Raw genomic sequence first — 18187 nt, forward strand, 5'->3', positions numbered from 1 at the left:
CACATTTACTGACTGACGCTCCGCCATCGCAGGCAAGCCTGCTCCCACAGAGGATTGTCTATATTATTCAGACCTCGTTCACCTTGACCCAGCGCTCTTCCCGCGCAGCCATGCGAATGGCTGTCGCCAGCCGCTCCACTGCCCAGGCTGCTTCAAAATCAGTGCCCTCAGCACCTTGCCCGGCCAGCGCCATGATCAACTCCTGCACCTCCAGGGTCTTCAACTCGTTGTACCCCAACTGATGCCCCGCCGCCGGGCTGAACGCGGCATAGCCGGGCAGGGTGGGGCCGGCCAGTAAACGCTGGAAACTGTCTGCTCCAGCCCGGCATACCCGCAGTTCATTCAAACGCTCCTGGTCGAAGGCCAGCGTGCCTCGGGTGCCACTGATTTCGAAACTCAAATGGTTCTTGTAGCCACGCTTTAGCCAACTGCTGCTGACGGTCCCACGCGCGCCGTTGGTAAAGCGCAGCAAGGCATGCACCTGGTCGTCGATCTCGATCGGGCGCATCTGGCTACTGCCAGGGCTGGCCGGTCGTTGGGCGTGTACCGTCTGGCTGTCGGCGCAAACGTGAGTGATATCGCCCACCAGGTACCGCGCCATCGCCAGCAGATGACTGCCCAAGTCCGCCAGGGCGCCGCCGGCATGTCCCACTTCGCAGCGCCATGACCACGGCGAAGTCGGGTCGGCCATGAAGTCTTCACTGAACTCGCCTTGGAAACTGATGATCTGCCCCAACTCGCCAGCCTCGATCATCTGCCGTGCCAGGACGATCATCGGGTTGTGCTGGTAGTTGTAGCCAACCCGTGTCACCACCCCGGCCGCGCGGGCGGCACGGCGCATGGCGTCAGCTTGTTCCAGGCTCACGGCCAGGGGCTTTTCGCAATACACCGCCTTGCCCGCCGCCAGCGCGGCCATGGCCATGGGGTAGTGCAGGTGATTGGGGGTGGTGATGGCCACCAGGTCCACTTGCGGGTCATCGATCAACTGTTGCCAGTCGCCATGGGCCTGGGCGAACCCCCAGGCGCTGGCGCAGCGCTGGGCGCGTTCGGTGTCGGCATCGGCCAGGGCCGCCAGTTGCACATTGACCGGTAACTCAAACACCGTACGGGCGTTATTGAACGCCAGCGCGTGGGCACGGCCCATGAAGCCTGTACCGATCAGGCCGATTCCAAGTGCTCGCATAGCGGTGGTCCTTGTGGATTATTGTTTTCAGGAGGGCAATTAATAGAATAAAAATTCTCAACTATCAATATCTAGAATAAAAATATCGCTGCCTTGTAGGCGCGAGCTTGCTCGCGAAGGTCGTCAATGATGACGCGGGGCACCAGGCTCCCCGAGGTGCTCTGGGGTTTTTCGCGAGCAAGCTCGCTCCTACAGAGCAATGTACGAAACTATCATTTCGGCGAATGCGGCTATATTCAGCCAGCAGGCAAAAGGCCTTCAGTTAACAAAAGATAACGTAGCGCCGATTGTCAGACGATTCGAAAGCCCGATAGGATGGCCCCTGCTTCCTCAAGGGGCTCTAGATTGCAGGTTTGCGCACTGCGAACACCCTGGAAGGTGTTACGACCTAACAATAATAAATGGGAGAAAGGTCTATGAGTGAGCCTGTCATGGGTGTGGGTTTTTGCCGCCCGCTCGCGTCGCGCAAGGTCGCGGTGCTGGCTACAGCGCTCTCGCTGCTGGGGGTTGTCGCGTTGTCGACGGCTGCCCAGGCTGCAACCAACGTCGCAGAGCCTGCGACATTTGCCATTGAATCGCCAAGGGCCGAAAAAGGTCTGATGATCGACGTCGTGCACGCCGGCAAACGCCTGGTGGCGGTCGGTGATCGCGGGCATATCCTTTATTCCGATGATCAGGGCGCCACCTGGGTGCAAGCCAAGGTGCCGACCCGGCAACTGCTCACGGCAGTGTTTTTTATCGACGAGCAGCACGGTTGGGCGGTGGGGCATGACGCCAAGATCCTCGCCAGCACCGATGCCGGGGCCACCTGGACTGAGCAGTTCAAAGACCTCAGCCGTGAAGCGCCGTTGCTGGACGTGCTCTTCAACGACGCCAACCATGGCTTTGCCGTGGGCGCCTACGGTGCGTTGATCGAGACCACCGATGCGGGCAAGACCTGGACCGATGTCAGCGACCGCCTGGACAACGAAGACCAGTACCACCTCAACGCCATTGCCCAGGTCAAGGACGCCGGCCTGTTTATTGTCGGCGAGCAGGGCAGCATGTTCCGCTCCAGCGATGAAGGGCAGACCTGGGAAAAACTCGAAGGCCCCTACGAGGGCTCGCTGTTCGGCGTGATCGGCACCGCGCAGCCCAAGACCCTGCTGGCCTACGGCTTGCGCGGCAACCTGTTCCGCTCCACCGACTTTGGCGACACCTGGGAGCCGGTGGCGCTCAAGGCCGACCGTGGAGCCCTGGAGTTTGGCCTGTCGGGCGCGACGCTGCTCGACGACGGCACCCTGGTGGTGGTCGGCAACGGCGGCAGCGTGGTGGTCAGCCACGATGATGGCCTGACGTTCAGCGTATTCAATCGCCCGGACCGCATTTCACTCTCGGCAGTCACGGCAGCGGGCAATGGCGACTTGATTCTGGTGGGGCAGGGTGGCGTGCGCGTCGCCCTGCCAACCGGCGCCGAACGCAAAAAACAATAAGAAGGCGGGGATAGAATGAGCAGTCATCACAACGATAAAGCGACCTTTCTTGAGCGCCTGATTTTTAACAACCGCCCGGCAGTGATCGTGATCTGCCTGCTGGTGAGCATTTTCCTGTTCTGGCAGGCGACGTTGATTCGCCCGTCCACCAGCTTTGAAAAAATGATCCCGTTGCAGCACCCCTTCATCGAAAAGATGATGGAGCACCGCAACGACCTGGCAAACCTGGGCAACACCGTGCGCATCTCGGTGGAGGCCAAGGACGGTGACATCTTCAGCAAGGAGTACATGGAGACCCTGCGTCAGATCAACGACGAGGTGTTCTACATCTCCGGTGTCGACCGCTCCGGCCTCAAGTCCCTGTGGAGCCCCAGCGTACGCTGGACCGAAGTGACCGAAGAAGGCTTTGCCGGCGGTGAAGTGATCCCGCAGAGCTACAACGGCTCGCCGGAAAGCCTCGATCAGTTGCGCAACAACGTGCTCAAGTCCGGCCAGGTCGGGCGCCTGGTGGCCAACGACTTCAAGTCGAGCATCGTCGATATCCCGCTGCTGGAGTCCTATCCAGACCCGCAGGACCAGGGCAAGTTGCTGGCCCTGGACTACCAGAAGTTCTCCCATGAACTGGAAGACAAGATCCGCACCAAGTTCCAGGAGCAAAACCCCAACGTCCAGATCCATATCGTTGGTTTTGCCAAGAAAGTCGGCGACCTGATCGACGGCCTGATCATGGTGGTGCTGTTCTTCGGCATCGCGTTCGTGATCACCCTGGTGCTGCTGCTGTGGTTCACCAACTGCGTGCGCAGCACCATTGCGGTGTTGATCACGACGCTGGTGGCCGTGGTCTGGCAGCTCGGCTTGATGCACTTCTTCGGCTTCGGCCTGGATCCGTATTCCATGCTGGTGCCGTTCCTGATCTTCGCCATCGGCATTTCCCATGGTGTGCAGAAGATCAACGGCATCGCCCTGCAATCGAGTGAGGCAGACAACGCCCTGACGGCGGCCCGCCGCACGTTCCGGCAGTTGTTCCTGCCGGGGATGATCGCGATTCTCGCGGATGCGGTGGGCTTCATTACCCTGCTGATCATCGACATCGGCGTGATCCGTGAGCTGGCCATCGGGGCCTCTATCGGCGTGGCGGTGATCGTGTTCACCAACCTGATCCTGCTGCCGGTAGCGATTTCCTATGTCGGCATCAGCAAACGTGCGATCGCCAAGAGCAAGAAAGACGCAAACCGCGACCATCCGTTCTGGCGCCTGTTGTCGAACTTCGCCAGCCCGAAAGTCGCCCCCATCTCCATTGCCCTGGCCCTGGTCGCCTTCGGTGGCGGCCTGTGGTACAGCCAGAACCTGAAGATCGGCGACCTCGACCAGGGTGCCCCGGAACTGCGTCCGGACTCGCGCTACAACAAAGACAACAACTTCATCATCAGCAACTACTCCACCAGCTCCGATGTGCTGGTGGTGATGGTCAAGACCAAGTCCGAAGGCTGCTCGCGCTACGAAGCCATGGCGCCCATCGACCAGTTGATGTGGAAGATGCAGAACACCGAGGGCGTGCAGTCGGCGATCTCCCTGGTGACCGTGTCCAAGCAGATGATCAAGGGCATGAACGAGGGCAACCTGAAATGGGAAACCCTGTCGCGTAACCCGGATGTGTTGAACAACTCCATCGCCCGTGCCGATGGCTTGTACAACAACAATTGCTCCCTGGCGCCGGTGCTGGTGTTCCTCAACGACCACAAGGCCGAGACCCTCGACCGTGCGGTGAAGGCAGTGCAGGATTTTGCCAAGGAAAACAACAAGGACGGCCTGGAGTTCATCCTGGCCGCCGGCAACGCCGGGATCGAAGCGGCCACCAACGAGGTGATCAAGGAAGCCGAGCTGACCATCCTGATCCTGGTCTACCTGTGCGTGGCGACCATGTGCATGATCACCTTCCGCTCCTGGGCGGCGACCCTGTGCATTGTGCTGCCGCTGGTGCTGACTTCGGTGCTGGGCAACGCGCTGATGGCGTTCATGGGCATTGGCGTCAAGGTCGCGACCTTGCCGGTGGTGGCGCTGGGCGTGGGGATTGGCGTGGACTACGGCATCTACATCTACAGCCGCCTGGAAAGCTTCCTGCGTGCCGGTTTGCCGTTGCAGGAAGCCTATTACCAGACGCTCAAGTCCACCGGTAAAGCCGTACTGTTCACCGGCCTGTGCCTGGCGATCGGCGTGTGCACCTGGATCTTCTCGGCCATCAAGTTCCAGGCCGACATGGGCCTGATGCTGACCTTCATGCTGCTGTGGAACATGTTTGGTGCGCTGTGGCTGCTGCCGGCACTGGCGCGGTTCCTGATCAAGCCGGAGAAACTTGCCGGGCAGAAGGGCAATTCGTTGTTTGCCCACTGATCCAATCCAGCCTGCAGAAACGCCCGATGTCAGAACCATCGGGCGTTTTTGATCAGGTGGTTGAGGGGGCGATGGCTAAAAACAGTTGATCCTCAGGCGGCGTGATCAATACATACAAAATCTTCTCGATAGGTTCGGCCCCCGGCACCTGCTGGTTGCTTAACCGCGCTTGAATATGGGCCTTGAGCAGGTCCTTTTGCGTGTATTTACGCTGACTGGCCAATTTCAAATGCGCCCTGGTGTAGCGACTGGGCGGTGCGTTGGCAGTTGCATAGTGGAAATGGGCATACCAGAGCACCTGCGGTGGCTTTTGAGCTTTGTCATACACGGCGTACTCGGTGAAAAAATCACCGCTGAGGGTGGGCCGCTGCGGGTCTGCCTGGCTGGTCAGGTTGATGTCGATTTCTTTTTGTCGCCACAAGTATTCAAGGCTTTGCAGTGTTGGCCACTGGCGTTTGTAGGCCTCGCTGCACACCCGCTTCGCCATTCGCTGCATGTCTCTGGCATGTGCCCGATAGTTGTCGATCAGGTCCAGCGCCAACGGCTGGTTGCGGTGTTCTCGCGAGATTTCATCGGCCAGGTCGGTTAACGTTTTGGCTTGTTCGGTAAGCAGCTCATTCCAGTCTGCTGGGTTGACGTCTTGCAGGCTGATGGGGCTTTCCAGCTTCTGTTGCTGAGTGGTTATGACTCGTTCGATCTCGGTACGCTGCTGGATCAGTATTTCGCCCTGGGTCCTGAGCACCACCAGGGAACTCGCTTGGGGGGCTGGTTCTGGTAGGGCAACGCGTGTCTGGGGAGCCTCTACCCAACTATCGGAGTCAAATTGATTGAATGAGGAAACGGTTTCGCCAGTGAATGTGTTGGTAATGGTGAGATGTTCATGAGGGTGTTGGCCATCAGCAGGTATCAGGTTACCCACCAGGTATTTTCGATTGCGGGTTTTGAAAATGCGCTTTGTCGGTGCTTTCGGTCTGCGTAGCGTTGCCAATGACGCTTCGACCTCCAGTGCCTCCTGGCTGCGGACTACGGCTTCCAGCTCTGTTTCGGCAAGCGTGTGGGCATGCTTGAGCCCATTGAGCAGCCGCTCGGCGATGGGGTGTACGCGTTGCGGATTTATAAACTTGAGAGCTTCGATGGCGTGCGCATAGCTGCGGTACTTATCAAGCAGGGTGTCGTAGAGCATACGCTGCGCATCGAGTGGGTAGCCGGTGCTACTACGCACTTCGGTGTGCGACAGCAAGGCCTGGCTCAGGCCTGAATCATCGAGATGTTGGATATACAGGGCCTCCAGTGGGGAGGGCTCAATCGCTGACGGTTTGACGACCCCCCACGACAGCGGGATTAGCGCGTGGATTTCCAGGTTGTCTGAAAAAAAATGTTGGGGGAAGTCGATTTTTGCCAGTAACTCTTCACGGATGGCACGTCCCGCTACGGAGTCCTGCTCCAACAGCGCAAGGGTGGTTTCCATTTCTCTAGAGCGAGCGGCCATGCGTTGGATGACGTCTGCCAGTCCACTCGATCGAGTCATGTGTTCGTTATAGATCCAGGGACGTCCGCTCTGTAACTCAGGCAGCATCCGCTGAACCAGGTCATTCATAGGCTCACCAAGATCGCTGAATAGAAAGGTATCTGCCCATTTCTGCAGGTGGATATGCACACGCTGCTGGTCATCCCAGAGCGTTTTCAGGGTTGTCGCCCGGTCCTGGACATGGCCACGAGCTCCTGCGTATCTTTCCAGGTCCTGGCCCACCTTGAACAGTTCAATCCGCTTTGGCAGCAGCAGGGCATGTTGTCGCTCCAGCCTCTCCAGGACGAGTTCATAGTCGGTGCGGATCTTTGAGTAGTTTGATATTTCTTGCTCGTGGCGCGCTTGAAGGGCCGATTTCTGAGCGCCGCTGGCTGTTTCCAGAAGGCGCCATACCAGTTTCAATGTATTGATTTGTTTTATCAGCGTTTCGCGGTTGCTGTTTATTCGAGTCAGCCAGTTTTTGAGTTCGGGCATCGCGTGGGTAAGTTCTACACTGAGTACTTGCATGCGCCCCTGGAGCTGCTCTATCTGACGCTGGTTTTCCTCGCGCAAGGCTGCCAGGCGCTTGGGGCCACCGCCTGCCAGTTTCAGCCCGCGATCCAGGGTCCAACGGCCTAAGCCATTGGCGCGGAGCTTGATTCCGGGATGCTCTGGTTTTTCGGGGGCAATGATGAATACTTCATCAACCCCTGGGGTAATCCCCACGCGGAAAAACAAGCCGGCCACGGAGCTGTACCAGAGGTTGTCGACCTTGAACAACCCCTTGAGCGCACCTGTCGCGATGGGTTCCGGTGCCGGTTCGGGCCAGGGAACGTTGACCTCAAGCAGTTTTTGCAGCAGACGCGCCGATGCACTGTCGCTGGCCAGGGAACGGTCAATATCCAGCAGGGTTTTGCCGCCCCCTGGCGGTTCGGAAGGCAGTCCAACGATGCCTCGCTCAACGATGGGGCGCTGACTGATTGCCTGGTCGTAAGGCTGCCTCAATGGCAGGGCTACCAAGGGCTGTTGGGCTGCACTATCTTCGATCAATGGCCTGCCTGCTGCTGGGGCGGGCAATCCATGGTGGATCAAGACCATGCTGAGGTTGAGCAGCAGATCAACCCACGCAAGTTCCCTGGCAATAGGGTCTTGGCTCGCCAGGGCCGGCAGGTCATGCTCAAGGCTCAGGGCCAGTTGCATGAACCAACCCACTGCCGCCAACGGGCCGCGCACCAGCATCAACAATGTATTGAAACCCAGTTGTACCCCTTCAAGAATCAACGCCCATCGGCTTTCGGCATTGGACGTTGACTCTCGGTCGGCCTGACCCAGTAACTGACGGGCTTCGCAAACAAACAAGTACTCCATCAGTTGGTTGTTGTTCAACGCCTGCAGGATCTGATCGTTGCTTTCATCGTCGGTACTTGCCAGCGTCGGGGGTTTCGGGACGCTGGGCAAGGGGTCGAACTCTGAACCTATCCCGCTGACACGTACGTAATGCGGTTCTTTAAAGCCACCATTTCTGTAGACATCCCTGGCATCATCCGCCAGCCACGTCAGCACGCTCTTCTGGATTGCCCCGGGCTGTGCGATGGCCGCCAATAAGCTGTGGCGGCTGGCAAATTCCAACAGCGCGTCCTGATAAGCCGGGCGATAGAGCAGGTGCGGCCCGGACTGTCCGTTGCGCGATTCAATGATGAACATGTTCTGCGCCACATCGGCCTTGGCCCCAGGTTTGCGTTGAAACGCCAGGGCTCGAATGACGATTTCATCATTGTCGACCCAGCGCTCTGTACGGTGGGTGCCGACCACGGCCATGACGTAGCGCAAACCTCTCGGCGTCAGCCCGGCTTGCCCCTTGATTTTGTGCTCCAGGGCCTGGATCTTCAGGTCGATTGGCCGTTGCCCGCAGAACAGGTGTTTGCGTTTTTCAGCCTCCGCAGTGTCACTCAGCAGTTGCTGCTGGATATAGACCGGGTAGTTCAGGCCGACATTGACGCGTTGGACCAGCTCATCCAGGTAAGCCTGGGTCAGCCATGCCTCGATCTCCTGACCGCCAGTGTGGCGCAAGCTCACAGTGCCACTGGGTTTTCCCGAAAGGTTTTTCAGGGCCAGATCGACCAGGCTCATCGTCACCTTCTCGATGTAGCCACTTTGTAGAGTGCCGACGGCCACATCGAAGGTCAGTTCCAGTTCGTTGGCCTTGTACTTTGAGTGTGCAATGTCTGTACAGGTGTGCGTGCCGTGCAGCACGAAGTTTCTCTTCAAGCACAGTTGGTGGTTCAGATGGCTGGCGGCATAGGTGCGGATATCGTCCAACCCACTCAAGTAGCCTTCGCCCCGTGTCAGGCGCCTGAGGCTGGCCTGTTCGATCACGCATTGGCGATAGGCAAAGAGGTCAGCGGGCGAGGCCGCTCGCAGCCACTCGGGGAGGGCGGCCTGGATCGGTGACAGGGTCTTGACTGGTGTGAGTGGCGAATGGGTAAACAACGTAGCGGGGTTGGTGATCGACTCAAAGAGTCCTTCCACCTTGCTTACCGAGGTGCCAGCAGGCAGCTGGATCGCCGCGAGATCTTCCAGCTGCTGGTTTAATGCCAACGCGGCTTGTACCTCGAAAATATCGCCATCGGGCTCGTATTGGCGCCAAGTGATTTTGTCGGCGATGAACTGCTGCCCCATGCGCTCACCCCATGCCTGGGCGAATGCATCCAGGCTGGCGTAACGCTCGACCTGGCCTGCCAGGGTGTACAGAAACACGCGCTTGCCGCTGACCACCAAGAGATCGCTGGACTGCAAGGTCAGCGTGGTGCTGTCACGTACCAGATGCGCTTCGAGGGTATAGGCATGGATCGAATTATCGGGCCAGGGCAGGTTGGCCCTGGCTTCCCGGCTGGGGTAGCTGGCCAGTGTGCTGAGTATCTGCAATTGTTCGGCATCATCGCCCGATTGGCGAATGGCCGCAGTTCTCAGCATGCCTTGCAGCAGCCCGGCAAGCCACTGCCAGCGATTGCCACCGGCGTCGCTGTTTTGTCCCCAGTAGTCAGCCAGGGCATCTTGAAAGCTGATAAACAGAATCAAGGACAGTTCCCATACCACGGCTTTGACGACGTGCACGTCATATGTGTCCAGACGGGTACCGGTGGCATCACTCAGGTAGCAGTCAAGGTTGTCGCGAGTGGATAAGTCGGGGAAGCTGCCGTCGGCAATATGCTGCAGTGCCACATCCAGCAGTGGCTGCAGGGTTCGACCGCCACCGTCGCGGGGGAGCGCCAAGTAAAGGTCGCTGGATTGATAGGGTAAGAGTGCATATTTCTCTTTCAGGGTGTATGTCAGTGTCTGAGCGGCCACTGAGCGCAGAGTGGGGCGAGTGGAGAAGTGTGCGGCCACTGCTTTTTGCAGAATATTTTCGGATGGGTTTGTCGTGGGGTTTGGCACAGGTGAAGTCCTTTACAGAGGGAGGCGTATTCCCCCGTAAAGTACTGTCAACGTCGCGCCTGGTGCGGTAACCCGCTACCGCTGGGCAAAGCAAGGCAGGAAAGACGCAAGGGATTGCCCTATCATCAGCGTTTTTCCAACGGATGAATGATCCCCGATGACTGCCGCTACCCTGCTGACTGAACTTGCCTCCAGCGATATGCTCGTAATCGATGGCCTGCATGCCTTTGATTTCAACTTAACGGATCAACAGTTGCTGATTAAAAGCATGGACGGTCGGGCCGAGAAGCGCTGGACGTTCAGCATCGCGCAAGTGCAGGCGGCGATCTTTGATGAAAGCTTGCAAAGCTGGACCCTTGCCGGCGATACGGGCGAGCATCGCCTGGTGTGCCTGAGCGCGGTCACCGGCAACAACGACGACGAGGAAGACGAGCATGCTGATGCGTAAATTCTGGCCCCTGCTGATGGCTGGCAGTGTCGGCGCCATGTCGGTCCAGGCCGCACCGGTCGATACCGTTGAGCTGTTGGTGGGCAGCTATACCGCCGGCACCAGTGAAGGCATCTACCGCCTGCAGTTCGACAGCCGCACCGGCCAGTTCAGCGGCCCGCCGGTGCTGGCAGCCAAGACGCAAAACCCGTCCTGGCTGACCCTGTCCAAGGACCGCAAGCGCCTGTTTGTGGTCAACGAAAACGGCCCCGGCCAGCAAGACCCGGTAGGGCGTGTCAGCAGCTACAGCATTGACCCGGCCACCCATCAACTGACCCTGATCAACCAGGTGCAGAGCCTGGGTAACGAGCCGACCCACGCCAGCCTGGCCGCCGATGGGCGTTACCTGTTTGTCGCCAACTATTCGGTGCTGGAAGATCCGGGCGGCAGCCTGGCGATCCTGCCGGTAGACGGCGAGGGCAAACTGTCGCCGCCGGTGCAACTGAGCGCGCACCCGGCCAGCCGGGTCAACCCCGAGCGCCAGGCATCCAACCATGTGCATTCGGTGGTGTCGTCGCCCGATGGCAAGTACGTGTTCGTGCAGGACCTGGGGGCGGACAGGCTTTTTGCCTACCGCTACGACCCCAAGGCCAACCCCGAACTGCCGCTGACGCCGGCCGATCCGGCCTTCGTGCAGTTGCCGCCAGGCAGTGGCCCGCGGCACCTGCTGTTCAGCGCGGACGGCAAGCATGCCTGGCTGACCACTGAGATGAGCGCGCAGGTCGCGGTATACGACTACCTGGACGGCAAGCTGACCCAGCGTCAATTGGTGGAATTTGCCGCCGGCCAGCCAGTGTCAGACAAGGCCGGTGCGGCGTTGCATGCGTCCAGTGACGGCAAGTTCCTCTACGTCAGCAATCGGGGGACCGCCAATCAGATCGTGGTGTTTGCCATCGATCCGGCCAGCGCGCAGCTCAAAGAGATCCAGCGACGCTCCGTGGAAGGCGATCATCCCCGTGAGTTCAGCCTTGACCCGAGCGGCAAGTTCCTGCTGATTGCCAACCAGAAGAGCAACCAGATCGTGGTGATCGAGCGCGATACCACGACCGGTCAATTGGGCAAGACGGTACAAAAACTGCCGATTGATGCCCCCAGCGACCTCAAGTTCGTGCTGCGTCAATAAGCCACAGGCCCCGCCGTGCGGGGCCTGACTCGTTGTATTAATCCCAGTGATAACGGCTACTGTTTCAAAGCATTTCAGCCAGCCGGTACCCAGGCGTAAGTTTGCTCCAAGGCCTTCACAAGCCATCCAGCCAACTGAACACAAGGGTTACCGCCATGAACTTCAATCTCTTCTCGATCATCGCCGCCTCCGCTGTTTCCGCCACCGTTGCCCTGCCTGCCAGCGCCAGCGTGGAGATCAGCAGCAAAAACTCCAGCACCAGCGCCTACACCCAGAAGTACCTGCAACAGAGCGCCAATTTCTATGCTGCCCTGGACCATAAGACCCAAGCCTGAAGTCTTGTAGGCGTCAGTTTGCCGGCGATGGCGGTGTGTCAGTCACAGTAATTCCAACTGACAGATGGCTATCGCCGGCAAGCGGGCTCCTACAGTGGGTTGTTTTTGGCCATGATCGCGGTAAACAGCGACGACGCCAAAAACCGCTCCAACCATTGCTGCAGACGCAGATAAGGCGTGGTTGCAAACCACTCCCGATCGACATGGGCAAACTGCCGTACAAACGGCACCAGCGCCACATCTGCCAGGCTCAAGTGATCGGCCAGCAGGTAATCGCGTTGGCCCAGCAACTCTTCAAGCCTGCGCAAAAACACCTCACCCTCGGCCCGATACTGTTCCATCGTCTGCTCCGGGTAGCGCTCGGCGTATTTGTAGCGATTCAAATGCACCTTGAAGGCCTGGTCATTCTCTTCAAGTAAACCCGCCATCAGCGCCTGCGCCGCCGGATCGTCCTTGAGCAGCCAATCTTCGGGATCATTTTGCGCCAGCGCCCAGTGCATGATCGCCAGGCTCTCGTCGATCACCTGGCCAGCTACCGCCAGCACCGGCACCGTGCCCTTGGGCGACAGCGCCAGCATCTGGGCGGGCTTGGCCTTGAGGCTGACTTCGACAATGTTCACCGCCACGCCTGAGTAACGCAGGGCCATGCGCGCACGCATGGCGTAGGGGCAGCGGCGGAACGAATACAGCACGACGTCGCTCATTTCACCTCCAGGGTGCTCAGGCCATTGCCTTGGCGCTTGACCTGGATCTGTACCGGAATCCGCTCGTGCATTTCCTGCACATGGGAAATCACCGCCACCTTGCGGCCCTGGGCCTGCAAGCCGTCCAGGGCATCCATCGCCAATTGCAGGGATTCGGGGTCCAGGCTGCCGAAGCCTTCGTCGATAAACAACGACTCGATTTTCAGCGTGCTGGACGCCATCGATGCCAACCCCAGGGCCAACGCCAGCGACACCAGGAACGTCTCGCCGCCGGACAACGAATGCACCGAGCGCAGTTCATCACCCATTTCTGTGTCCAGCACCAGCAGGCCGAGCATGCTGCCGCCGCGCTTGAGGCGGTAGCGACGCACCAGTTGGCGCAGTTGCACGTTGGCGTGGTGTACCAACAGGTCGAGGTTGTAGGCCTGGGCGAATTTACGGAACTTGTCGCCGGTGGCCGAACCGATCAGCGCATCGAGCCGGGCCCAGCGTTGCCATTGCTCATAGGCCTGGGCGGTGGCGAGTGCCAGGGTCTGGTTGGCGTCCTGGCGCCGCTGGTCTTCGGCTTGGCGTGCGCGCAGTTCGGCGCAGTGTTTTTCGCCGCTGCTCAATTGCTGGTTGAGCTCGGCCAGGGCGCTGTCCAGCTGTTCGGTGTCAAGGTTGCCGTTGTGCAGGGCCTGGTGGTCCTTGAGGCGTTGCTCGCGTTCTTGCAGCAGGACTTTGGCTTGTTCGATGGCTTTTTCGCTGTGCTGCACCTGCTGGCGCAGTTCGCTGATACCGGCCTCGTCGAAGGCCAGCAGGTGCGCCAGGCCGGTGTCGTCGAGTTGCGGATGCTGGGCGCGCCATTCGCCGATACGGCTGTGCAGCGCCTGGAGTTCGGTGTCCAGGGCGTGCTGGCGTTCCTGCCGGGACTTGAGGTCGGCGGCCAGTTGGATCAGTTCGTTGCGGGTGTCCTGCAACTGTTGATTGGCCTGGGTCTCGCTGTGGCGCGCCTGTTCCACGGCCAGGTCGAGTTGCTGCTGCCAGTGCTCGGCGCTGGAGTGTTCGCCCACCAGGGCGCGGAGTTTTTCCTCGGCGGCTTGCTGCTGGGTGGTCAGGTCGACCAGTTGCTGGTGCAGCACGGCCAACTGTTGCTGGCGATGTTGCTGGCGGTCCTGTTCTTTTTCGATGGCTTGCTGGCGCTGTTGCTGCTCGGCCAGTTCATCCTTCTGGTAGCCAAGCTGCTCCAGGCGCTGGCTGATCTGCTGGTCCAACAGCATGAACGTGGCGGCCGGCTCCGTACGCAAACCTTCGAGGGTCTCGGCCGGCAGCAGGCTGGCGAAGGCGCTCAGTTCCTCGTCCAGGCGCTCGCGGTCGTTGGCCAGTTCCCGTTGCTGGTCGATCAACTGTTGGCGGGACTGCTGGCTGGCGTCCTGGGCGGCTTGCAACTGCTGCTGCATGCGCCCGGCGTTTTGTTGCAGGTTGAGCAGGGCGCCCTGGCGTTGTTCGTCCTGGGTGATGCTCTGGTTGAGCTGGCCCAGTTGCTGCGCCAGCCAGGCGCTGCGTTTGCCGCTGTCCTGATTGAACAGGGCGGCGCTTAACGGGTGGGCATCGAGGCTGGGGACCAGCGCCTGGAACTGGGACGCCAGTTGTTCCTGCTGTTGCAAAAATTCCTTTTGCTGGGCGATCAAACCGCCGACTTCACCGCGCAACTCGGTGAGCTTTTCCTTGAGGGTGTCGACGGCCTTCTGCGCATTGGCTTCTTCACTTTCATCATGGCGCGTGAGGCTGTGCAGCAGGGCTTCAGGCTGGTGATACGGATGCTCGACGCTGCCACACACCGGGCAAGGCTGCTCATCCTGCAATTGCCCACGCAGTTCTTCGACACTGGCGCTGCGCGCCAGGCGCTGGCGTTCGAGTAACTGCTTGGTCACGCTCAGCGTCTGCTCGGCCACGCTCAGTTCGGCCTTGGCTTGCAGGCCGGTCTGGTTCAACTGCTCGCGCTGTTGCTGGGCGGTGGCCTGCTTGAGGGCCAACTCCTGTTGCTGCTGGTCCAATTGCTGCTGGCTGTCCCACAGCCGCGTCAAGTCCTCGAAGGCCCGTTGCTGCTTGCGGTTGTCCTTGAGCAGGCTGTCGAGCAACTGGATCTGCTCGGCCACGGCGTGGGGTTCGGCGCCGGCTTCCTGATACAAGAGGTCCAGGGCTGTGCGCTGTTGGGCCCATTGCTCGCTGGCGCTGTTGGCACGAGCCTCCAGTTGGGGCAGTTCGGCCTGGCCTTTGTTCAGGCGATTGCCGATCAGCATCAGCTGTTGCAGGCGGTCGCGGTAGGCGTTCCAGGCATCGCTCAAGGGCGCAAGGGCAGCACTGCGTTCAAGCTGTACCGCCAGTTGTTGCAGGCGGCTGGCAACCTGCTGTTGCTGGGTGTGCAAGGCATCCAGGCTGGCCTGGCCCTCGGTGCAGGCGGTTTGCCCCAGCTGCTGTTGTGCGCGGCTTTGGGCCAGTTCGCGAGTCAGGCGGGCGAGGGTGCTTTGCGCTTCGAAGGCCTGGCGTAGCAGAGGCACGGACTCGGTCTGCTGTTGCAGGGCGGCGGCCAAGGCGCTGTGTGCGCTGGCTTGCTGCTGTTGCAGTTGCTCCTGGCGCGCGTGCAGGGCGGTCTGCTGCTCAAGGTGCTGGCGGATCTGCGCGGCCAGGGGCTCCAACTGGCCGGTCAACTCGCTGTGCCGCGCGAAATGATGACGCTGCGGTGCCAGTTGTTCCAGGCGGCTCAAGTCCAGGCGTTGCGGGCCCTGGTTGTGCCACGCCTGCTCGGCCTGTTGCAGTTGCTCAACTGCACTGTGCTGGCGCTCTTGCCACTCACGCAGCTCCTTGAGCCAGGTGTGCTGCAGCTCCAATTGCTTGAGCTGGGCCTGCTGGGTCTTGAGCTGTTGCTGGGCCGTACTCAACTGTTGATCCAGCTCGGCGCGGTCTTCGGCCGGCAGCGGCGTGACGCCGCTGGCCTGGTCCTGCAGCAGTTTGTGGGCTTCCTTGGCCTCTCTGGCCTTGACGAACGCGCGCTGCCCCAGCTGGGTGTAGAGCGCAGTGTCGGTGAGCTTTTCCAGCAATTCGCTGCGCTCATTGTCGTTGGCCTTGAGAAAGGCGCTGAACTCACTTTGTGCCAGCAGTACGGCGCGGGTGAACTGCTCGAAATTCAGACCCAGGGCCAGTTCCAGCTGAGTCTTGTATTCGGTTTTCTGGCTGGCCAGCAATTGCTCGCTGTCCAGGTCGATCAGGCTTTGCCGGCTGTTCTGCAGCTTGCCGCTGGCCTTGTCGCGGGCACGGTTGGCTTCCCAGCGCGCACGGTAGCGGCGCCCGCTGACCCCGATAAAGTCCACCTCGGCATAACCACCCCCAGTGCCGCGTCGGATCAGGGTGCGTGGGTCGCCGATGGAAATATCGGTATCGGCATCGGGCATTTTCGCCTGGCCGGTGTCGCCCAGGCGTGGCACGGCACCAAACAGTGCCAGGCACAGGGCATCGAGCAGTGTGCTTTTACCGGCACCGGTGGGCCCGGTGATCGCGAACAACCCGGCACTGGCCAGGGGTTCGGCAGTAAAGTCGATCTCAAACGGCCCGGCCAGGGAGGCGAGGTTTTTCAGGCGGATGGCGAGGATTTTCATGGTTGTTCATCCTCCTGTTGCACTTCCTGGAGCAGCACGGCGAAATCCTTCAGGGTCTGTTCGTCCACATCATTGCCGTAGCTGTCCTGCCAGGCGCGGCTGAACAGCTCCTGGGGGGTGAGTTGGTCGAGTTCGATCAGGCTGTTTTCGTCACTGGCATCGCTGGCGCGTTGACCGGCGTACTCAGCGGCGATGCGCACCAGGCGCACGGCCTTGCCAAGTAGGGCGGTTTCGATTTGCTGGCGCAGGTCCGGTTGCGGTTCGTCGAGGCGCACCCGCACTTCGAGCCAAGGGTGGCGCTGGGTTTCGGCGAGCAGGTCGATATCCGGCAGATCTGCCAGGGCCTTGAGGATATCGGCCAGGGGCGCGGCTTCCAGGCGTTGCAGGTTGACCGCGCGCGGAATCAGGAGGGGTTCGACGCTGACCAGCATTTGGCCCTGGAATGTCACGTCGAGGATCTGGTGTTTGTAGCCGATTTCGGAAAACGACAGCGGAATCGGCGAGCCGCTGTAGCGAATCCGCTCTTCGCCATTCACCTTTTGCGGCTTGTGCAAATGGCCGAGGGCAACATAGCTGACACTTTTGTCGAACAGCTTGGCCGGCAGCGCCTCGGCGTTGCCGATGATCAGACTGCGCTCGGAGTCTTCCGACACCGAACCACCGGCCATATGCGCGTGACTGATGGCAATCAGCGCCTGGCCTTTTTTGCGTTTGGCGTTGGCAGCGGCAATGAGCCATTCATGGACCTGGCCGATACCGCGCAGGTAGTCGTCACCCAGGTGCGCACCGGTCACTTCTGCCGGGCGCAAGAAGGGCAGTGCAAGGCACCACGCGGCGATCTTGCCTTTGGCATCCGGCAGCGGGATCAGCAGGCGCTCGGCATCCAGTTGGCCATCATCCAGCCACAACACGCGACCCACTGCATGGGTACGCAAACGGCGCATCAACGGCGCAGGCAGTTCGATACGCGAGCCGGAGTCATGATTACCGGCGATCATCACAATCGTCAGTGTGGGATTTTGCTCATGGGCGCTGATGATGAAGTCATACAGCCGCTCCTGGGCCTTGAGTGGCGGGTTGACCGTGTCGAAGATATCGCCGGCGATCAGCAGCACGTCGGGGCAGTGCTGCTTGATCTGGCCCAGCAGCCAGTCAAGGAAACAGGCGTGTTCGAAGTCGCGTTCCTGGCCGTGGAGGTTTTGGCCCAGGTGCCAGTCGGAGGTGTGAAACAGACGCAAGGCGAACTCCGTGGGGAATTGATAAAGGAGGGGAGTTTACCTGTAAATGCCTGCACGCTTGCATCCATGCAGGCAACGTGTAGAGGGTCAATGGGGTTTGAGGCAGTCCAGCGCGCGGTCAGCTAGGGTTTTTGCCTTGTCTATCAAGTGCGCGGTGGCACCAGCCATGTGGCGTTGATCGCCGACCATCCCCTGGGTGGTGCCGGCGGCGGTGGCGGCTGCGCAGCGCAGCAGGTCGCAGATTTGGGCAAGGGCGTCTTCGAAGCTGAGGTCTTGCTGCACGGTGAAGGACGGGGGCGAAGTGGGTTGCAGGTAGTGGCGCAGGGCGCGGTCGAAGATTTCGCGGTCGGGGGTAAAGCGGGGTGGGTCGGGGACGATTTTGTTCATGCAGAAGCTCCTACTGAAAAGGGAGCCATCTCGATGCCGGTCTCACTCGACAACAAGGTGGCAGCTATGTGCGGGGTGAGAATACCGGACAGTAGGACTCCGGCCAGACCGAAGTCTGCCCGCACACAGCCGCCATAGAACATGGTGCAGACGGTTGTGGCGCTTGGCGCCTACTGGTTCACAGGTTCTCACACCCGATCGCTGATATGCAGCGACGGAGCGAAGGCTAGCCAGTGAGGTGAACAGGCGCAAGGCCGTGGGATTGTCTAGGAAACGTCCTGCAAATTAAA

12 protein-coding genes and 1 pseudogene are annotated in these 18187 nt (G+C 60.2%); 7 read left to right on the forward strand and 6 right to left on the reverse strand.

Annotation, left to right across the window (positions count from 1 at the left end):
• Positions 1-67: 67 nt before the first annotated feature.
• Complete coding sequence (locus BFQ03_RS17345) at positions 68-1183, reverse strand: Gfo/Idh/MocA family protein (RefSeq protein ID WP_065943627.1); 1116 nt, start codon at positions 1181-1183, stop codon at positions 68-70.
• 107 nt (positions 1184-1290) lie between these two features.
• Here BFQ03_RS17345 and BFQ03_RS30715 point away from each other — a divergent pair.
• The 3 genes and pseudogenes from BFQ03_RS30715 to BFQ03_RS17355 form a co-directional block, all read left to right on the forward strand.
• Positions 1291-1377: pseudogene (locus BFQ03_RS30715) on the forward strand (outer membrane lipoprotein carrier protein LolA); the annotation flags it as partial.
• A gap of 237 nt (positions 1378-1614) precedes the next feature.
• Complete coding sequence (locus BFQ03_RS17350) at positions 1615-2655, forward strand: WD40/YVTN/BNR-like repeat-containing protein (RefSeq protein ID WP_032860916.1); 1041 nt, start codon at positions 1615-1617, stop codon at positions 2653-2655.
• 15 nt (positions 2656-2670) lie between these two features.
• Entirely contained in the window at positions 2671-5046 is a 2376-nt protein-coding gene (locus tag BFQ03_RS17355; RefSeq protein WP_032860914.1) for an efflux RND transporter permease subunit, read from the forward strand.
• Positions 5047-5098: 52 nt separating this feature from the next.
• Here BFQ03_RS17355 and BFQ03_RS17360 read toward each other — a convergent pair whose 3' ends face one another.
• Entirely contained in the window at positions 5099-9232 is a 4134-nt protein-coding gene (locus BFQ03_RS17360) for a dermonecrotic toxin domain-containing protein (RefSeq protein ID WP_239695253.1), read from the reverse strand.
• A gap of 165 nt (positions 9233-9397) precedes the next feature.
• Between BFQ03_RS17360 and BFQ03_RS30720 the strand changes: the two genes are divergently transcribed.
• From BFQ03_RS30720 to BFQ03_RS17375, 4 genes are all read left to right on the forward strand, one after another.
• A complete protein-coding gene (locus BFQ03_RS30720) occupies positions 9398-9736 on the forward strand; it encodes a hypothetical protein (protein ID WP_239695254.1) in 339 nt (112 codons plus the stop codon).
• 409 nt (positions 9737-10145) lie between these two features.
• Positions 10146-10436, forward strand: a complete 291-nt coding sequence (locus BFQ03_RS17365; protein WP_065943629.1) for a DUF5629 family protein — start codon at positions 10146-10148, stop codon at positions 10434-10436.
• The gene (locus tag BFQ03_RS17370) at positions 10423-11598 is read left to right on the forward strand and encodes a lactonase family protein (RefSeq protein WP_032860912.1); all 1176 of its coding nucleotides are present in this window, start codon (positions 10423-10425) and stop codon (positions 11596-11598) included. Before BFQ03_RS17365 ends, BFQ03_RS17370 begins: the two co-directional genes overlap by 14 nt.
• Positions 11599-11753: 155 nt before the next feature.
• Positions 11754-11933 (forward strand): hypothetical protein, encoded by a 180-nt coding sequence (locus tag BFQ03_RS17375; protein ID WP_032860910.1) that lies wholly within the window; start codon positions 11754-11756, stop codon positions 11931-11933.
• An 89-nt stretch (positions 11934-12022) separates the two neighbouring features.
• Here the strand turns inward: BFQ03_RS17375 and BFQ03_RS17380 are convergent, their stop codons facing one another.
• The 4 genes from BFQ03_RS17380 to BFQ03_RS17395 form a co-directional block, all read right to left on the reverse strand.
• Positions 12023-12637 carry a glutathione S-transferase gene (locus tag BFQ03_RS17380; protein WP_032860909.1) on the reverse strand — a complete coding sequence of 205 codons (615 nt, stop codon included), beginning with the start codon at positions 12635-12637 and terminating at the stop codon, positions 12023-12025.
• Positions 12634-16272 carry an SbcC/MukB-like Walker B domain-containing protein gene (locus tag BFQ03_RS17385; protein WP_065943630.1) on the reverse strand — a complete coding sequence of 1213 codons (3639 nt, stop codon included), beginning with the start codon at positions 16270-16272 and terminating at the stop codon, positions 12634-12636. Before BFQ03_RS17385 ends, BFQ03_RS17380 begins: the two co-directional genes overlap by 4 nt.
• The gene (locus tag BFQ03_RS17390) at positions 16269-17510 is read right to left on the reverse strand and encodes an exonuclease SbcCD subunit D C-terminal domain-containing protein (RefSeq protein ID WP_032860906.1); all 1242 of its coding nucleotides are present in this window, start codon (positions 17508-17510) and stop codon (positions 16269-16271) included. The genes BFQ03_RS17385 and BFQ03_RS17390 overlap by 4 nt, the downstream gene beginning before the upstream one ends.
• 87 nt (positions 17511-17597) lie before the next feature.
• Positions 17598-17897: a DUF6124 family protein gene (locus tag BFQ03_RS17395; RefSeq protein WP_174553282.1), complete on the reverse strand. Its 300-nt coding sequence runs from the start codon at positions 17895-17897 to the stop codon at positions 17598-17600.
• Positions 17898-18187: the final 290 nt, after the last annotated feature.

Source organism: Pseudomonas sp. 25 R 14, from assembly GCF_900004755.1.
Classification (GTDB): domain Bacteria; phylum Pseudomonadota; class Gammaproteobacteria; order Pseudomonadales; family Pseudomonadaceae; genus Aquipseudomonas; species Aquipseudomonas brenneri.